Genomic DNA, 17,951 nt, shown 5'->3' with positions numbered 1-17,951 from the left:
TAACAAAGCAAAAAAAAAGACAATTCGGAAAAGTAGAAGCCGCAGATTGGAGCCATTTCATGGAATTCATTCTTAAAACCGAGAATAGTATGAGCGACACCATTAAGTAACAAAACGCAACAAGTGGCAATAACATTAAAAATTCTCAAAACAAAAAAAGAGACTAGGGTAGTCTCTTTAATTTTAAATCATTCAGCTCTGACCGCAATTCATTCATGAATTTATCGCCCGGATCGTCTTTACCTGTAATATAATTTGGATCTGTCTCTTTCCACCAACTTGTTTTTTTGAAACGCTGATATTCATGGTGTCCCAAAACAAATTCTATCGGGTATTTTTTGCTGAGATAGCGAATCAGTTCTTCATTAGCTTTCAGTTGTGCATTGGTTAGTGGAAACTGACGGCTACCGATATTCTCGATACCGATCGCACAATAGTTGAGCCCTATTGTATGTCGCGCAAAGATAGAATCGGGCAAAAATTGGTAAATAGTGCCATCACGATCAATGACAAATTGGGAAGATACATTCAAAGCACTTGCTTTGGTCAGCTCAGGTCTTCCCGGCAATTTCACCGGATTGAAAGTGTTGAATGTTGCTTTCACACTATTGTTTGCAGTCCAGTGCACAACAATCATTTTAGGATGAATAATCGGGGCTGACTGGGTCAGACCATGTCTATTTTTCAAATAATCCAAGGAAAGCTGTATTCGTTCCTGATTCCAAGTAATTGGTTTTTGAATGATCTTGGGAGATTGGGCGAACAACATCGCCGCCACGAGGCAATTAACAACTAACAGAATAGATCTCATTATACAAATCTAACAAATTAAAAATTTAGGTCAGTAATCATGCTATTGAAAAAGGCCTGAAGGATATACCTTCAAGCCTTAAAAAACATTCGTTTATACACTTATTTTTTATCCCAAAATACGGGTTTAGTAATATATGTTGGCGAACCTGCATCAGGATCGGCCTTTTTCACTTGGTCAAGATTATAGCTGTTTTCGTAAGAAGCTATTGCAAATCTCCTTGGCCAATCAGTTGGATTAGGAAAAGAATTTGCAAAAACATGACTAGGACGATTGAAACCTTTATAAATACCGATTGCCTCGTTATAATTACCAGACGCATCTGTGCAAAAATCCATTCTACGCAAGTCTGCCCATTGCTCTTGCGAGTAAGAAAGCGCTATATACTTTTGAATCATAATTTGGCTTAACGTCAGCTTGGAAGCATCCTGAACAACAGATGTACTCGCCAAGAACTTTGTCAGATCTCCACTGGCTACTCCCAGTATTTCCATATGAATTTTAATTCCATCTTTATACGCCTGGAGAGCCTGAGCAAGCTGTCCCTTTTTGAAACGTATCTCTGCTTCTATAAATTTCATTTCGGCACCGGTTAACAATAAACCTTTTCCACCTTTCCGCGTATACCATGTTCCGGTTGACAAAACACGCCCAGTAGAAGCTGCCGTATTGCTTCGCAAGGATATATAGACAGAATCAGCATGGGAAAACTGATTATTTTTTTCGTTGAAAGTCACCGCTACAGGACCTGTAGCGGGTAAAGAAGATTGCATATCCACTACTTTTGAACGCACCAATGCTCCTTTACCGTTATCCATACTAGGAACTAATAGATCCAAGCGAGGGTCTACCATATTATTCGCTCCTGTCGGAGCACCAGTATAATTATTGGTGATATAGTCATAATATAGTTTCGTTATTCTTGCAGTAGTACCGGTATTCGCCCATTGCAGAGCAGCTTTAGAATTATCACTGACATCTTTACCTTCATCCACATACTGATACGTAGTACCATCAATACTTGAAGAAGGAGCCTTAGCCAATAAAGACAGAATTTCATCCGGATTATAATTTGCCTTTTTACTATAATGGTTTAAAAAACGCGCCTTTAGACCATAGGCCAATTTTATCCACTTTTGTACATCACCACCGTTATAGGTATCGCCTTCTTTCAAAGAAGGTGCATACTGATCTTGTGCTTTACTAAGATCTAAAATTGCTTCATCAAGCAGCGGCAGCACTTTCCCATATATATATTCTCCGTCATCAAACTTAGGGGTAAGAATATCTTTATTATCAAATTCATCATAAGGCAAAATTCCATAACAGTCGACCATATATCCAAAACCCCATGCCTTTATAATCTTACCAACACCCACATAATGATTTGCGCCCACCTTATTAGCGGCATCGATCATCGGCTGAATATTTACAGCAGTATTGACATACCAGGCTTGCCACGGCCATCCCACAGCGGCATTGGTCAGATTCCATCTTGTCAAATTCCAGTTATTGCTATTCGCATTTACCACTGCCAGTTGCTGTGTAATAAAAGAAACTCTTGTGCCGGCACTTTCATACCCATCAGCAAATTGAGCCAGTATAGGGGGCAAACGTTGCACAGCTGTCGGAACAGTCGTATTCGCCGAATTAGGGTTTTCATTTACATCAAGCCATTTGCTACACGAACCCAAAGCGAGTGCTGAGGCTGCAGCTACTATATAAATAAACTTTTTCATTTTTTAAAACTTTAGATTTAAACCAAAGGTTACTCCAGCAGTCGCCGGTACACCAGCATAATCCACACCTACAGAACCAGAACCAATCACGCCTGCTCCAGCAGCACTCACCTCTGGATCCATACCAGAATAATTTGTCCACAACCAGAGATTTGTTCCGGTCGCTGTGACTGATGCCGCTTTAAATATTTTAGAACGCTTCAAAAAGTCAGGAGGCAAGCTATACGTCAGACTTAAGGAACGGAGACGCAACCAATTTACAGTTTCAACGAAATTTGGAGTATTGAGCGAATAAATATCTCTGTAATAGTCTTCTGTTGCGACCACTTCCTTCGTAATCATCTCATATGCTTTCGTCTCCGGATTAAGCGCCATCCCCGTAAAGGAAAGTTTATCACCTCTGTTTTCCGTCACTTTACTTAAGCCATTATAGGCCAAAAGATACTCTGTGCCATTTAAGATATCTCCACCTTTTCTAAAATCAAATAAGAATGATAGCTCCCAGTTTTTATAGACGAAGGTATTATTTAGCCCCCCAATAAAACTCGGCTCTCTGTTCCCTATCGGCTTAGTGGCATCTGTTGATGTCAATGGATATCCTGTTTTCCAATCCAACAACAAATTTCCGTCAGCATCGCGCTGCCAGGTTGAACCACTTATACCCATAAAATTTCCATTACCAAAAGAAGCAGCCTTTCCATTACCCACTTGAACATCAGTAACATACAAAATAGGTAAAGAAGCTGGCAATGACTTCACCACTCCTTTGTTATGAGAGAAATTCAAGGCCAAATCCCATCTAAAATCTTCTTTTTTAATTGGAGAGGTATTAATAGACACCTCTATTCCCTTATTTTCAATCTCGCCCGTATTGACAAAACTTAATATATATCCTGTTGCATTTGAAACGCGAGGTTGCAAGATTTGATCTTTAGAATTGTTTTTATAATACGTAAATTCTAAACCTAACTTGTTTTTGAATAACTTCAGATCAGTACCAACTTCAAAAGAGGTCGTTGTCTCAGGTTTCAATTGATCATTACCCCTCGTCCAATAATTTCTAAACCCACCTCCAACGGTCAATTGAGGCTCAAACAAATAGGTTGCTGTTTGATAAGCAGGCGCATCTTTGCCGACCTGTGCCCATGAAGCTCGCAACTTACCATAATTCAAAATATCGCTTTTCTCCATGAGTTCCGTGAAGATTAAACTCCCAGAAAAAGAAGGATAAAAGAACGAACGATTTTGTATCGGCAAGGTAGAAGACCAATCATTACGACCTGTAGCACTTAGGAATAATAGGTTTTTATAACCGATACGCAAATCCCCATAGACACCTAGCAATCTTTTTTTGGTGATGGATTCATTGAAATACTTATTCTTTGCATCCGCATTGTTTATGCTTTCAAAATTCGGAATAGAGAATTTCTCGGCACGCATGGAATTTGCTTGAAGATATGTATCCTCTGCTGTTGTACCCAGCAGGAAATTAACATCCCAATCCTGTTTAATTTGTTTATGGAAATTCAACATAAAATTGGAATTGATATAATTATATTGACGAATACTTTCGGAGAGCATTCCTTTTTGCCAAGCTTCCTTTACGGCTGAGCCGGGCGTTATAATAGATCTAAAATTCGTGGTGTAATTATCAACACCTAACTTGTAAGTCGCATCTAACCAATCCGTAATCTTTACATTCGTATATACATTCCCTAGAAAGCGGTTTGTCTTGTCATTTTGAGGGTTTTTATGGATTGTCCAATACGGATTATCAACATTATCTTCAAGCGCCACGTTCGGTAACAGTAAAATCTGTTTGCCACTAGGATCTATCCAGTTTTTCATGTCCACATTACGCGGAAAAGCTAGAATAGATTCCATATACCCCAACCCCGAACCTCCCCAAAGACCGGACCCGGTTAAGGTTTTCTGCGTGGTACTATGCGAGTAGGATGCGTTTGCGCCAAATGTAAAAATACCAACTTTTTGTTCGCCGTTAAATCGGAAAGTAGTACGTTTAAAATCGGTGGTGGGCACAATACCTGATTGGTCTAAATTCGAGCCAGATAAATAAAAATTACCCTTTGCATTACCCCCTGACACATTGAATGAGTTATCAAAACTCGTTGCATTTTGATAGAAGTCCCCTAAATTATCATAAACAGTTTCTCCAGGTTGAAAAGCATCTCCCCAAGACAGATACGTATTATTAGTAATCCTATTCCCTTTATAATTAGAACCCTGCTTAAATTTATCTTGTAACTTCGGCAAGCGATTTACCCAATTCACACCAAAGCGTGAGTTTATTCCTATCGAAGTAGCCCCATCTTTCCCCTTTTTGGTCGTTACGACAATAGCACCCGCTGCTGCCCGCAAGCCATACAGTGCCGCAGCTGCAGGCCCTTTCAAAACCGATATAGATTCAATATCCTCCGGATTTAAATCCAACGCACGATTACCATTCGTGGTGGAAATATTCGTATTACCATCAAAGGCGGAATTATCACCTTGCCCAGTGGAATTATCCATTGGCATACCATCGATAACAAATAAGGGTTGATTATCCCGTTCGAGGGATGTACCGCCACGAATAACGATGGAAGCAGATGCTCCTGGCGCTCCTCCCGAATTTGTCACATTCACACCAGCAATCTTGCCATTTAATGAATTGATCACATTCGGATTTTTATTCTTCATCAACTCATCCGATTTAATATCTTGGACAGCATACCCTAGCGCCTTTTTTTCCTTCTTGATTCCCATTGCCGTCACAACAACTTCTTCGAGAGCTTCCTCTCTACCAGAAAGTGCAACATTGATCGTTGCATTTGTGCCAACTAATTGTTGCCTTTCTTGAGAACCCACTGCTCTAAAAATCAAAATATCACCTGGCTCTGCACTGATCGTAAAACTGCCATCGGGCTTTGTTTGTGTACTGACAGCTTTACCTTTGATACTCACGGTGACATTGGCCATGTTACCTCCATCAGAAGCATTCGTCACTTTACCCGTTACAGTTTTGGTCTGCGCCCACAAGCTAGTGGAGAGCATCACCCCTGAACAGAATAAGAGAAATTTTTTATTCATGGTTTTTAGTTAGTTGTTAATAATTGCCCGCGACAGGAGGTTCCAGTCCACGGTTTTTTCAATTGCTACACAATACTATGAAAAGCATCGTATTTATGCAAGTTTATGCGCAATTATTTAAAAAAGAAATGACAACAAACACATTAACGCACAATTTAACAGCAAAAAAGCTGAAATTACACCTCAAAATAGATACAAAACCGCACAGCTTAGCAAAATAAAAGCAAAATATCTATTAAAAACATCTAAAACTTTTATTAAAAGCGTCCATAGAAGCTCTTTCACCGTATTTGATGGTAAAAGTATAGACATAAATATAAAAAAATCACCAATACATGCATCATCCAATAAATACCAGCGCGCTTACGCAGGCTTCCCCTGTCTACCACAATTTACGTTAACAAATAGATACCATTTTCGGAGATCCTTCGGTGCTTGTTCGGTACTTCCTCGGTACTTGTTCGGTGTTTCTTCGGTTGTAACCGAAGAAACACCGAGCAAATACCGATCTAGTTACGTAAAAATAACGAGAGAAGGTCGAACTTGATATTGACAAATACGTATTAATTTGCTAACTTAAGGGAAAAATAAACACTAATTGATATCGATTATGGCAGTCATTAAAAACGGTGCCAACGGCACACTTTCGGGGAAAGCAGGATCAATAGTTTTTGTTACAAATGGAAACAAAACCTATGCAAGGGGCTTACCAAAGAAAAGCACAAAAAAGCCTACTGTGGATCAAATCCAGTCGCGTTTACGGTTTTCTCTCATCCAAAAATTTAGCTCCTCAATGCTCTATTTGTTACGGATCGGATTTAAAAACTATAACCCCAATAAAAAGGCTTATAGCAACGCCATGTCCTACAATCTTAATAATGCTATAGAAAAAACCGCAACGGGCTATGCCATCAACTATGAAAACTTCCGTATTAGTAAAGGGATCCTTAATCCGATTACCTCCTATAGATTTGAGATAGATAAAGAGACAGAAACATTCACCCTCTTCTGGGATTATGACACAAAGCTAAGTGTAGCTTCTGGCCTCAATGCAAGCAGCTGTCGACTGATTCTATCTGGCCCAGAAGAACTTGCATTTGCCAATGAGGGCATGAATACGCTTCTCCAACAAACACAAACGGTAAAACTTCAACGACAAGAGCATATCGGCACCTACCACATCTATGTGTTCTTCCATAAATCAGATGGAAGCGACGAATGTACAGACAGCAAATATCTAGGTACTGTCGAATGGTAGTGAAGAGCCTTCAATCTTTTACGGAGCAAGATTGATCTGTACATCAAAGTGCTTCTGAATATAAGCTTGCTGCTCGGCAGAGTCTGTTTCCATGTCGTGAATGGCACGATCTCTTTCTTTGTCAACTTCCATCTTCACCACACAGCGGTAGAACCGAAATATGTCTTTTTCAGTCTCCAGTATTAACCTCGGTACGCGGGCTGGCCTTCCTGTTTCATCTTTGGCCACCATCGTAAAGTAGGAGGAATTACAATGTTTGGTTTCGCCCGTCTGAATGTTCATCGCTTCTACTCGAATACCGACTTCCATAGATGAGTTGCCCACGTAATTTACCGAAGCGATCAAGGTAACGAGTTCGCCCACTTCAATAGGCTTCAAAAAATCCACTTTGCCAACCGAAGCCGTCACACAATAATGCGCTGAAAATTTGGAAGCAACAGCAAATGCGATCTGATCCATCAAGGACAAAATATAGCCCCCGTGAATTTTACCGCCAAAATTAGCATTGGATGGCAACATCAGCTGTGACATCCGAATCACAGAATCGCTTACTGTTTTATAGATTTCCTCCATACCTATAAATGTACATCGGATCGGTTACAATTCAAAGCAAAACATTGACAACTTGGTAAACAGGGGTGGGGATAGTTAATTTCTCAAAAAAGGGATATCCGTAATACAGATATCCCTTTCCTGATGGTCTGGAAACCACTTATTTTACATGCTCAGCAGCATACGGTCCTTCATTACTCAGACGATCGACAGCTTTTACCGCAACATACTGAAGCTTTTTGTTGTTCGATGTCATTGGGATCTCTTTACTCGTGACTCCAGGATCCAAAATCTCGTATTGCCATACCCCCCCATAGTTGAGATACAATACCCATTTTGCAACCTGATCAATTTGCTGATGCTGCCACTTCGCAAAAATATTTCCACCTTGCGGCGTTAGTAACAAGGATGGTTTCAAAAGTGGATTTGCATTTAACCAGGGACTTGTTGGCACCAGCGCTTTCACCTGGTAGGGTCCATTAACCAAAGCCTGTGTCATGGCCGGGTTTTTGGTCAGCCCTGCCAAACTCCAGTGGATTACACCCTCCCGATTATCAGGCAATAGTGTCCGTGCAGCCTCTACTTGATTAACAATTTCTTGAACATATTCTGTCCCGCGCCTGCCCACTGTATTGATACCCGGCCAAAGGTGGCGTCCCAAGGTATTTTCACTTTCCCACCATTTTAACAGCGCGGTATAGCTCTGCTTAGCGGGTTGTATCGGCCAATACAATTGGGGAGCAAAATAGTCGATCCAACCTTTGTTCAACCATAATTTAGCATCCGCATAAAGCATATCATACTGACTCGATCCCTGGATCCCTGCCGGATAACCTGGTTTCCAGATGCCGAACGGGCTGATCCCAAATTTGACAAAATTCTTTTCCTTTTTAATATCTTTATAAATACGCTCGATAAAGGTGTTTACACTATTTCTCCGGAAGTCACCTCGGGAAAGCGTACCACCATTACGTTTGTATTCATTGTAACTATCCAAATCAGGAAAATCCTGGCCACCATTATATTCAGCATAAGGATAGAAGTAATCGTCAAAATGTACGCCATCGATATCATAACGTTTGACAATATCCATTACTACGCGAGCAGCATGGTCCTGGGTAGATTGTTTGGATGGATCAAACCAGTAATACCCTTGTTTGAGTTTGACAACAGATTCGGGCATTTTACGTGCCATAGAAGCAGACGTAACAGCACCGCCAGCAGTATGATGTGCACGGTAAGGGTTTAACCAAACGTGAAGCTCGATCCCTCTTTTATGTGCCTGTTCTACCCAAAAATCTAGGGGATCATAATAAGGGGATGGTGCCTGCCCTTCTGTTCCCGTCAAAAAATATGACCAAGGCTCGAGATCACTTTTATAAAATGCATCTGCTGATGGACGCACCTGAAAAATTACTGCATTAAAATTATTATTTTTCAAGAAATCTAAAATACCGATGGCTTCCTGTTGCTGCTCTGCTGTACTCAGGTTATTTTTGCTCGGCCAATTGATATTGGCAACAGAGGCCACCCAGGCTGCACGAAACTCACGGGGTAAAGCTGGGAGATTGACGACAATGTCCTTCTTTTTCTCTGCAACTGGCTGCGCTTTTGTCTCAACTGTATTTTTCACCCGTTCGCGCTTAGGTAATGTGGGAGGATCCTTTTTTACAATTTCGACATTGGTCGTTGTGGTATTGACAGGCTCGTGTTTCTTATTTTTCTTGGATGAACAAGAAGATAAAACAAAAAGTGCTGTCGCTAAAAATAATAGGGAACGTTTCATCAATCTATAGAATAGTGTTTTTTCAAAATAACGAACGAAGATACATATAATATTAGTCAATCTTGGACAATGGGCCAATCTTCTGCGAAATGGATCAGCGCTTTAACTCGCCTTTAAAGATCACCTGTTCCAGCTGAAAATCGTCATTAAAGACAATAACATTCGCTATGCTTCCTGCATTTAGATTTCCGATATCCGCTCGCTTTAGCAGGTTTGCCGGATACACCGTCGCCATTCGGATCGCTTCATCGAGTGGTATGCCCACCTTTTGCACCGCATTTTTCACTCCCTCAAATAAGGAGATTGCCGCCCCCGAAATGGTTCCGTCCGGCAGCGAGTAATAGCCATCATTCAATACATGCTGGTAGATATCTTTATCGCAAGCGGCTACAGCATCGGTAATCATAAACAGACGCATTCCCATCTGACGTTTCGCAATTTTCACAGCTTCAAAGCTGACGTGATGCCCGTCGACAATAATACTTGCCTGAGCGGTCGAATGGTTAAAAATCGCGCCAACCAACCCAACTTCGCGATGGTGCAAAGGCGACATGGCGTTAAATAGATGGGTACTTGTTGGAATCCCAAGATCATACCCGCGCGTTCCTTCTTCAAATGTAGCATCACTATGCCCTGCACTGAGCAGCAAATTATAACCCTGTAAATGCTGCAATACATCGTCTGATATACATTCGGGTGCTATGGTCATCATTTTGACAACCTGGACTCCCACCAAAAGCTCATCAATCTTTTCCTTTGTAGGCTCGATGATTAAATCCGCGGGATGCGCACCTCGTTTTTTAGGATTCAAGAATGGACCTTCTAGGTGCAGCCCTAAGAATGCGTCATGATGAAAACCTTCTGCCACACGAATGGCATCCTTAAAGACGGGTATGGTATTGGTCGCCAGGGTCATCATAAAAGAAGTCGTGCCTTTACCGACCAAGCCCTCGGCGATGCGTTCCAAAGAGGCTACACTACGCTCGGCGGAATACAGATCCGAACCGTCGCCATACAGTTGAAGGTCAATCAGCCCAGCACAAATATTGCATCCATTGACTGGATAACTGGTGTAATCCAGAGGCACGTCATGCTCATCGACAATTGCGGCAATTTTACCTTCATTAATCAGTAATGCTTTTTCTTCAAAGACCGTCTCACCAGTATATATCTTACCTCCAATTAACGCTAGCTTGTTCATAGATTTTTATTTCGTTTACCAATTTACCAAAATTCGAAAATATACTGTCCCTTGTAAACGATTTGTTTCACAGTCGATAAATGTACGCTCAAAGTTTTTGATCTTTTCATTTTAACTTTCTAATTTACTGTTGTAACTTAGTTCCATGTACTTATTTAGAAAGCGCAATGCAGACCGCCCGACGAATGGGAATATAAAAGCCATGCATATTATTAATGCAACGGCCATTATTGTCTTTTTATTGGGGCTGATCTACAAAATATTTTTTACTTCCTAAACACTGTAATCCATGTCAAAAAAAGAAATCTTAAATACGGACAAAGCTCCTGCTGCTATAGGGCCATATAACCAAGCTATTAAAGCTGGCAATACACTTTATATCTCTGGGCAAATCCCACTGGTTCCCGAAACAATGGAGCTAATTGCATCTGGTATAAAAGACGAAGCGCATCAGGTGCTGAAAAATATCGAAGCTATCCTGACAAATGCTGGATATACTTTTGAAGACGTTGTCAAAGCATCCATTTTCCTAAGTGATATGGACAATTTTGCCTTAGTCAATGAAGTTTATGCTGAATATTTTAAAGAAGCACAGCCAGCCCGAGAGTGTGTTGCGGTAAAAACATTGCCGAAGCATGTAAATGTCGAGATTTCAGTCATTGCGTGGAAAGATTAATCCGTGGAAAATAGCAACGAAACAGCAAGCCGCGGAAAATATCTTTTCGCGGCTTTTTTGGCTCCCTTTATTTGGGGATTTATGTCCATACCTGTACGGTGGATACGTGGCTATCCTGCCGAAGATATTCTTTATTTTAGAATTATTACCGCCCTGTTGGTCTTATGGGTATACCTGCTTCTTTTTCGGAGAAAAATGCTAGCAGCTGATATTCGCAAATTTGGGCTTCTGTCACGGGCAGACAAGCTCATTCAAACGGGCCTTATGCTTCTCGCCTCCGCGCTGATTTTTGGGAACTGGTTTACTTACATCTATGCTGTCAACCATGTGAGCATTCAATCCGCCGCATTAGCCTATCTGACCTGCCCCCTAATTACCGCGGCAGGAGCCTATCTCATGCTCAAGGAAAAATTGACTGGATGGCAAAAAACTGCACTTTTCATTGCTTTCAGCAGCGTATGCCTACTGGCAAGAGGTTCATTGAATGATGTCCTATGGGCGATTACTATCGCATCCTGTTACGCGTTTTATCTGATCGTGCAACGGGTATCGACAGGCTTTGACAAGCTCAATCAATTGGTTCTTCAACTCAGTATATGTGCATTGTTTGTGATACCCAAACTGATCTATAATCATCACACCATCCCTAAAGAGCCCGTGTTTTGGGGCACCATAGTGCTCATCGCATCTCTGTTTACGATCATCCCTCTTTTTTTGAGCATGTATGCCCTCATAGGCATTTCATCCACCACGACTGGTGTTCTTTTGTATATTAATCCGCTGATCGCATTTACTTTGGCAGCGACCTACTTTCAAGAACCTGTACAGCCAATAAAATATATCGCATACGGAATCATCTTTATTGCTATCATCCTATTTAATGCTGCAAACATTAAACAGGCCTTTAACAGACCATCCCGAGTTTAAGCACAACGCCCCAATAAATACACCTCTTTGACTATGGAAGGGATGCTCGATGTATCGACATAAAAAAATGACAAACCACACATAACACTGACTAATAATCAATTACAAACAAAAAAACGTTCATATAAAACATTTCCATTGCATAAAATTTTTGAATTTTGTCCAACAATAGTAAATTAGACCCTTATTAAGGGAAATCACACCGCTTTTTCTTCCTATAAATTAGGTATTGAATAGCTTATACTATTAAAAAATAATCATTTATTTCGCCCCTCGATTATTCAATATCTCTTCTTCTAACCAAAATGCTAAATGGAATTAGCCCACTCCATTAGAACTTCACCGTTATGAAAATACGTATATAAAAAACTGAATATAACACATATACTATATGAATAACAAATTATACTCTACTTTGAGGGTGTTGAGTATTGTTCCGACAATGCTTTTTTCAGCATCCTTATTGCATGCGCAAACCAACCAGATAAAGGGAACGGTTGTTGACGCTAAAACCAAAGCTCCTATTCCAAGTGCCACAATTAAAGTACTGGGCACTTCCAACGCAAGTTCTACGGATGTTAAAGGCGCATTTCAGATCAATGTTGATGATAAAAACCGCATATTGAACATCAGTACTGTCGGTTATGAAAATAAAACAGTCACACTAGGACCTGGTGAAACGACAGTAACGGTAAGTTTAGAAGAACAAACACAGCAGTTGGAAAGTGTCGTGGTCACCGCTCTAGGTATTAGCCGTGCACAAAAATCATTAACATACTCTACGCAACAGGTCAATGGGGACGAATTGAACAAAGTCAAAAGTACCAACTTGGCTAATAATTTAAACGGTAAAGTAGCCGGTGTTAATATTGCTTCCAGCTCTTCAGGACCAGGTGGCTCGGCGAAGGTTATTTTGCGTGGTAACAAGTCGGCTTCTGGCAATAATCAGGTACTTTATGTTGTTGATGGGGTCCCTATTAACAACCAGACATTAGCCAGCCAGCCAGACAATGTTTTTGGGGGTCAGCGCGATGGTGGCGATCCTATTTCATTGATCAATCCAGAGGATATTGAAAACATTTCTGTATTAAAAGGAGCATCTGCAGCGGCACTGTACGGTAGCCAAGCAGCCAATGGCGTTATCTTGGTCACAACAAAATCAGGTAAACAAGGTCGCACCACAATCAACTTCTCCTCAAGTGCGCAAATCGAACAGGCTGTATCGACACCGAAATTCCAAAACCAATATGGTCAAGGTTCGGGTGGTAAAAACAGTAACACCAGTGTATTTAGCTGGGGAGACAAAACCAACGGTGCTAACTACGACAATGTGGGCGAATTTTTCCGCACAGGTAGCAACTTCACCAATTCATTGACATTGTCCGGAGGTAACGAAAAAAATCAGACCTACTTTTCTTACGCGAATACACTTGCAAAAGGTATTCTTCCAGAAAACGACCTGATGCGTCACAACTTCAATCTCAAGGAAAGTGCCTCATTCTTTGATAATAAGTTGACCGTTGAAGGAAGCGCCAATTATATTACACAAAAATTGGATAATGCCCCTAGTTCAGGATTTTATTATAATCCACTGGTTGGAACCTACCTATTACCTCGAAGCTTAAATATTGCGGATTATAAAAATTACGAAACATTCAATCCAAGCCGCAATCTGAACGAGCAAAACTGGTTCAGCCTAAGTGATAGTCCCACAACACAACAAAATCCATGGTGGATCGTCAACAGGAATCCAACAAGCTCTACCCGCAACCGTTTGCTTTTAAATGGTAGTGCAAAATATAAAGTAGCGCCATGGATCAGTATTCAGGCTAGGGGAAGCGTCGATCGCACCTCAGAGGTTTGGGACCGTAAAGTCTATGCGAGCACACCAAATCCCCTAGGAAAAGTAAATGGTAATTACAATTATACAAATACCACCATTACACAACAATACGGTGATGTCGTTGCCAACATGAACTTTAATGTCAGCGATAAGTTTCAGATCACAGGATTGGTCGGAACAAGCATCACCGACTGGAAAACCGAAGGTGTTGATTTTAACACAGGTATTGACGGGTTAAAAATCCCAAATCAATTCTTTATCCAAAATACAACAACGCCTGTCACATCTACATTATCGGCTAATCGTAGACAATTACAATCGGTATTTGCATCAGCAAATTTGGCCTACGACAACTGGATTTATTTGGATCTGACGGCGAGGAATGACTGGTCCAGTACATTAGCTTTCACAGGTACAAAGTCTTTCTTCTACCCATCTGCAGGCTTGGGTATTGTATTGAATGACAAATTAAACTTACCTGAGTTTGTCAATATGGCCAAGATTCGTGGTTCGTATGCAGTAGTGGGCAATGATTTGCCTCCTTACACGAGTTTATTAACAAACACGGTGAATCCATACGCTGTATTGACAGTAAATGACATTGCGTTCTTGAAAACATTAAAGCCCGAAAAAACGAAATCTTTTGAAATTGGAACGGAATGGCGCATGTGGAACAATCGTTTGAATGTGGATGTTACGTACTACAAAACAAACACAACCAACCAGTTCTTCAAAGTCGCTGCGAGCCAAGCTTCGTTAAATCAACAATATGCGATTAATGCCGGTGACATCCAAAATCAAGGAGTTGAAGCATTGGTATCATTAGATGCAATTAGAAATGATGATTTCAAATGGACAACAAGTATCAACTTCACCTACAATAAAAACAAGATAAAAAAACTAGCTGATGCTGTTCCTGAGTTTAGTTTAACTGGTGAAAATCAAAACAACTTTGCTTCCAAACTTGAGGTAGGCGGTTCTTTTGGCGATATCTATGGACAGGATTTTGTACGGGATGCTGAAGGAAGGATTATTATTTCAGAAGATGGTATTCCTCAAAAAACCAACGCTTATACAAAGCTAGGAAATTCGAATCCAATTTGGCAAATGGGCTGGAATAACAGTTTCAATTATAAAAACTTCAATTTAAGTTTCTTGATTGACGGCAAATTTAATTACGATGTTATGTCTATTACTCAGTCTGTCATGGATGGTTATGGCGTATCAGAAGCAAGTGGAGCCGCTCGTGCAAATGGTGGCGTTGCCGTAAACGGTGTTACACCGAATGGAACTCCTGTTGCTGTCGTCGACGCAGAGAAATGGTACACATCAACAGGAGGTATAGGTCCCGTCAGTAGCCAATACATTTACGATGGAACGGTCGTGAGACTGCGTGAATTGACTTTCGGCTATGACTTCAATATTAAAGACAGTTTCTTCAAAAAATTGCGCGTCAATGCTGTAGGAAGAAACCTATTCTACATTTCTAAAAAGGCTCCATTTGATCCTGAAGTAACGATGTCAACAGGCAATTCGCTGAGTGGTGTAGATATCTTTATGATGCCTGCAACCCGCAATTACGGACTTACACTAAATGCAACTTTCTAAACGATCAACAATGAATTTTAACATCAAATATATATCCAAATTCTCCCTGGCCATGTTACTTCTTGGAGGAACGATGACCAGCTGTACAAAGAATTTTGAGGATTACAACAAAAACAATATTGGGCTTACAGATGAAGATTTAAAGGGGGACGGACAAGATCTTGTGCTTTTTTTAAAAAATGCACAAATGTCTATTTACAATTTCTCCGGTGCGGGAGACCCTAATTCTTATCAAGTACAACAAAATCTGAATGCAGACGTGTTTTCGGGCTATTTCATGTCTCCCACGCCGTTTAATAGCGGTCAGAACAACCTGAATTATGCCATGGTAAATGGATGGAATGGAGAACCATTTAAAGTGCTTTATCTTAACGTTATCAAATCCATTGAAAAATTAAAAAGCAATGGTCTTGCAGAGACCTATCCAGCACTATGGGGCTCCGCATTAGTGATCAAAGTAGAAGCGGCGAGCCGTGTTACAGATATCTATGGCCCTATTCCATATAGTAAAGTAGGCACCTCCAATACTGTTCCATACGACAAACAATCCGATGTATATGCTGCTTTCTTCAAAGAGCTCGATGAGGCTGTAACGGCCTTGAAATCGTACAAAGCGGATAGTCCAATGGCGGCTAAAATCGACCAGATCGATCTTGTATTTCCAAATTCAGATAATCAGGTTCGATTTGCAAATTGGTTAAAAATTGCCAATTCATTACGCCTGCGTTTAGCGATGCGCTTGGTTAAAGTCGATGCTGCTTTAGCAAAAACACAAGCTGAAAAAGCACTGGATCCAGCAAATGGCGGTGTATTGGAAAGTAACAGCGAAAACTTCAAGATCACTGTACCAGCAGACGGAACCTACAGCAACCCACTTTGGTTTATTTCCAAAAATTGGGCTGACACACGGATCAACGCATCACTTTCATCCTATATGGTTGGGTTAAAAGACCCCCGTCTTTCCAAATACATGTCACCCGTTACTAAAGATGCATCAACAACGGCTTTTGCTGGTCAATACATCGGAATCCGCACAGGTGCAGATGGTATCGAAAAAGACAAATACCAAAAGCTATCGGCATTGAATACCGAAGGTACAACACCAACTTTCGTGGCAACAACAGCACCGGTATTAATGACCGCAGCTGAGGTTTACTTCCTTCGTGCGGAAGCAGCATTGAGAGGTTGGAACAATGCTGGCGGAACAGCGCAATCACTTTATGAAAAAGGAGTGGAGACTTCCTTCACGCAATGGGGTGTAACCTCGAGTCTAAGTTCTTACCTCAATGATAACACCAGCAAAGCCGCCGCATATGTCGATCCTTTCAATGCGAAGAATAACGCTGATTCACCAAGTGCTCTTACAGTAAAATGGGATGATGCAGCTTCCAACGAAGTAAAACTGGAACGTATTATCACCCAAAAATGGTTGGCGATCTTCCCTGAAGGACAAGAAGCTTGGAGTGAATTCCGCCGTACTGGATATCCACGTCTATTCCCAGTTGTGGTCAACAATAGCGGTGGACTGATCGATACTAAAATACAGATCCGTCGCTTACCGTTCCCACAAAATGAATACAACACTAATGCAGCTGAAGTACAATCTGCAATCTCGTTGTTGGGCGGACCTGACAACGGCGGTACCAGACTTTGGTGGGATGTAAATAAGGGCAATTTCTAATCGAGAAATTAGCCAAGATATCATAAAAAAGGGGCAATCCATAACTGGATGCCCCTTTTTTATGATATCTTGAAAATTAACAAAGTTTCCAGATTGTTGTAACTATATTACAAAGTCAACTAAATAATGTTGTTTTAAAACTACATTTTTACCAACATATTGTTGTTTCAAACCTACAATCTAATGAAAATTATGCGCAATAGAGTTCAAAATCAAATTTCTCTTGACAAAAACTTAATGGAAATCCTTTGTAGCAAAGACCAAGAATTACCCGTTTGATTAATAAAACCAAGAAGAAGATTATGAAAAATCTCTCAATTTTGAGTATTACGACCCTATTGGCATGTTGCATGCTATTTGTTGTTTGTAAATCGGAGTCACATTTCGAAAATGCCTACAAGGATAAAACAGAAAAGGAACTTGAGTCGCTTTCCAATGAGAAGTACAGCAAAATCATTGCCTTTGCTAGCCCAAAATCATGTACTGACGCCACAGAATGGGAAATGATGGAAATACGGACAGTATGTGGGACAAGTTACCTTCCCTATCACAAATCCGTTGACAAAACAACCTTGCAAAATATGATCAATGACAACAACCGGTTGATGGAGATATACCAGCCAATGATGGCTCCCAAAATAAATTGTATACCTTATCGCAAACCATTGGGCATGATCTGTAAAGAAGGAAAAGCAGACATTAAATATGAAGAATCTGCTTCAAAATAGTCACACTAGCCCAAGAAACGGCTCCATAAACGCATAAATTTTTCGTAATTT

The 17,951-nt window shown here is 40.7% G+C and carries 13 protein-coding genes; 7 read left to right on the top strand and 6 right to left on the bottom strand.

What is annotated here, in order from left to right; translation table 11 throughout:
• Nucleotides 1-163: 163 nt before the first annotated feature.
• From J2X77_RS18190 to J2X77_RS18180, 3 genes are all read right to left on the bottom strand, one after another.
• A complete protein-coding gene (locus J2X77_RS18190; RefSeq protein WP_209578501.1) occupies nucleotides 164-811 on the bottom strand; it encodes an N-acetylmuramoyl-L-alanine amidase in 648 nt (215 codons plus the stop codon).
• A gap of 101 nt (nucleotides 812-912) precedes the next feature.
• Nucleotides 913-2,550, bottom strand: coding sequence for a SusD/RagB family nutrient-binding outer membrane lipoprotein (locus J2X77_RS18185; protein WP_209578500.1), 1,638 nt, complete (start codon nucleotides 2,548-2,550; stop codon nucleotides 913-915).
• A 3-nt stretch (nucleotides 2,551-2,553) separates the two neighbouring features.
• Nucleotides 2,554-5,640 (bottom strand): SusC/RagA family TonB-linked outer membrane protein, encoded by a 3,087-nt coding sequence (locus tag J2X77_RS18180; RefSeq protein ID WP_310081905.1) that lies wholly within the window; start codon nucleotides 5,638-5,640, stop codon nucleotides 2,554-2,556.
• 610 nt (nucleotides 5,641-6,250) lie between these two features.
• On the opposite strand from J2X77_RS18180, the gene J2X77_RS18175 reads away from it, so the two are divergent.
• Nucleotides 6,251-6,898 carry a DUF6266 family protein gene (locus J2X77_RS18175; protein WP_209578496.1) on the top strand — a complete coding sequence of 216 codons (648 nt, stop codon included), beginning with the start codon at nucleotides 6,251-6,253 and terminating at the stop codon, nucleotides 6,896-6,898.
• 18 nt (nucleotides 6,899-6,916) lie between these two features.
• Here J2X77_RS18175 and J2X77_RS18170 read toward each other — a convergent pair whose 3' ends face one another.
• The 3 genes from J2X77_RS18170 to nagA form a co-directional block, all read right to left on the bottom strand.
• Nucleotides 6,917-7,471 (bottom strand): acyl-CoA thioesterase, encoded by a 555-nt coding sequence (locus J2X77_RS18170; protein WP_293938058.1) that lies wholly within the window; start codon nucleotides 7,469-7,471, stop codon nucleotides 6,917-6,919.
• Between the two features lie 139 nt (nucleotides 7,472-7,610).
• The gene (locus tag J2X77_RS18165; protein WP_209578494.1) at nucleotides 7,611-9,236 is read right to left on the bottom strand and encodes a glycoside hydrolase family 10 protein; all 1,626 of its coding nucleotides are present in this window, start codon (nucleotides 9,234-9,236) and stop codon (nucleotides 7,611-7,613) included.
• Between the two features lie 94 nt (nucleotides 9,237-9,330).
• Entirely contained in the window at nucleotides 9,331-10,437 is a 1,107-nt protein-coding gene (gene nagA, locus J2X77_RS18160; RefSeq protein WP_310081903.1) for an N-acetylglucosamine-6-phosphate deacetylase, read from the bottom strand.
• Nucleotides 10,438-10,582: 145 nt separating this feature from the next.
• Here nagA and J2X77_RS18155 point away from each other — a divergent pair, with 145 nt between their 5' ends.
• From J2X77_RS18155 to J2X77_RS18130, 6 genes are all read left to right on the top strand, one after another.
• The gene (locus J2X77_RS18155) at nucleotides 10,583-10,714 is read left to right on the top strand and encodes a DUF6728 family protein (protein ID WP_293938054.1); all 132 of its coding nucleotides are present in this window, start codon (nucleotides 10,583-10,585) and stop codon (nucleotides 10,712-10,714) included.
• Between the two features lie 12 nt (nucleotides 10,715-10,726).
• A complete protein-coding gene (locus J2X77_RS18150; RefSeq protein ID WP_293938052.1) occupies nucleotides 10,727-11,113 on the top strand; it encodes a RidA family protein in 387 nt (128 codons plus the stop codon).
• 3 nt (nucleotides 11,114-11,116) lie between these two features.
• A complete protein-coding gene (locus tag J2X77_RS18145; RefSeq protein WP_293938050.1) occupies nucleotides 11,117-12,040 on the top strand; it encodes an EamA family transporter in 924 nt (307 codons plus the stop codon).
• Between the two features lie 391 nt (nucleotides 12,041-12,431).
• A complete protein-coding gene (locus J2X77_RS18140) occupies nucleotides 12,432-15,491 on the top strand; it encodes a SusC/RagA family TonB-linked outer membrane protein (RefSeq protein WP_310081899.1) in 3,060 nt (1,019 codons plus the stop codon).
• A 10-nt stretch (nucleotides 15,492-15,501) separates the two neighbouring features.
• On the top strand, nucleotides 15,502-17,172 hold the full coding sequence (locus J2X77_RS18135) for a SusD/RagB family nutrient-binding outer membrane lipoprotein (protein WP_209578490.1): 1,671 nt from the start codon (nucleotides 15,502-15,504) through the stop codon (nucleotides 17,170-17,172).
• Nucleotides 17,173-17,474: 302 nt separating this feature from the next.
• Nucleotides 17,475-17,900: a hypothetical protein gene (locus J2X77_RS18130; RefSeq protein WP_293938043.1), complete on the top strand. Its 426-nt coding sequence runs from the start codon at nucleotides 17,475-17,477 to the stop codon at nucleotides 17,898-17,900.
• The last annotated feature ends 51 nt before the right edge of the window (nucleotides 17,901-17,951 follow it).

Origin of the sequence: Sphingobacterium sp. 2149 (assembly GCF_031455655.1) — a bacterium.
Lineage (GTDB): Bacteria > Bacteroidota > Bacteroidia > Sphingobacteriales > Sphingobacteriaceae > Sphingobacterium.
The sequence above is the reverse complement of the archived record's forward strand: the minus strand, read 5'-3'. Positions and strand labels throughout refer to the sequence as shown.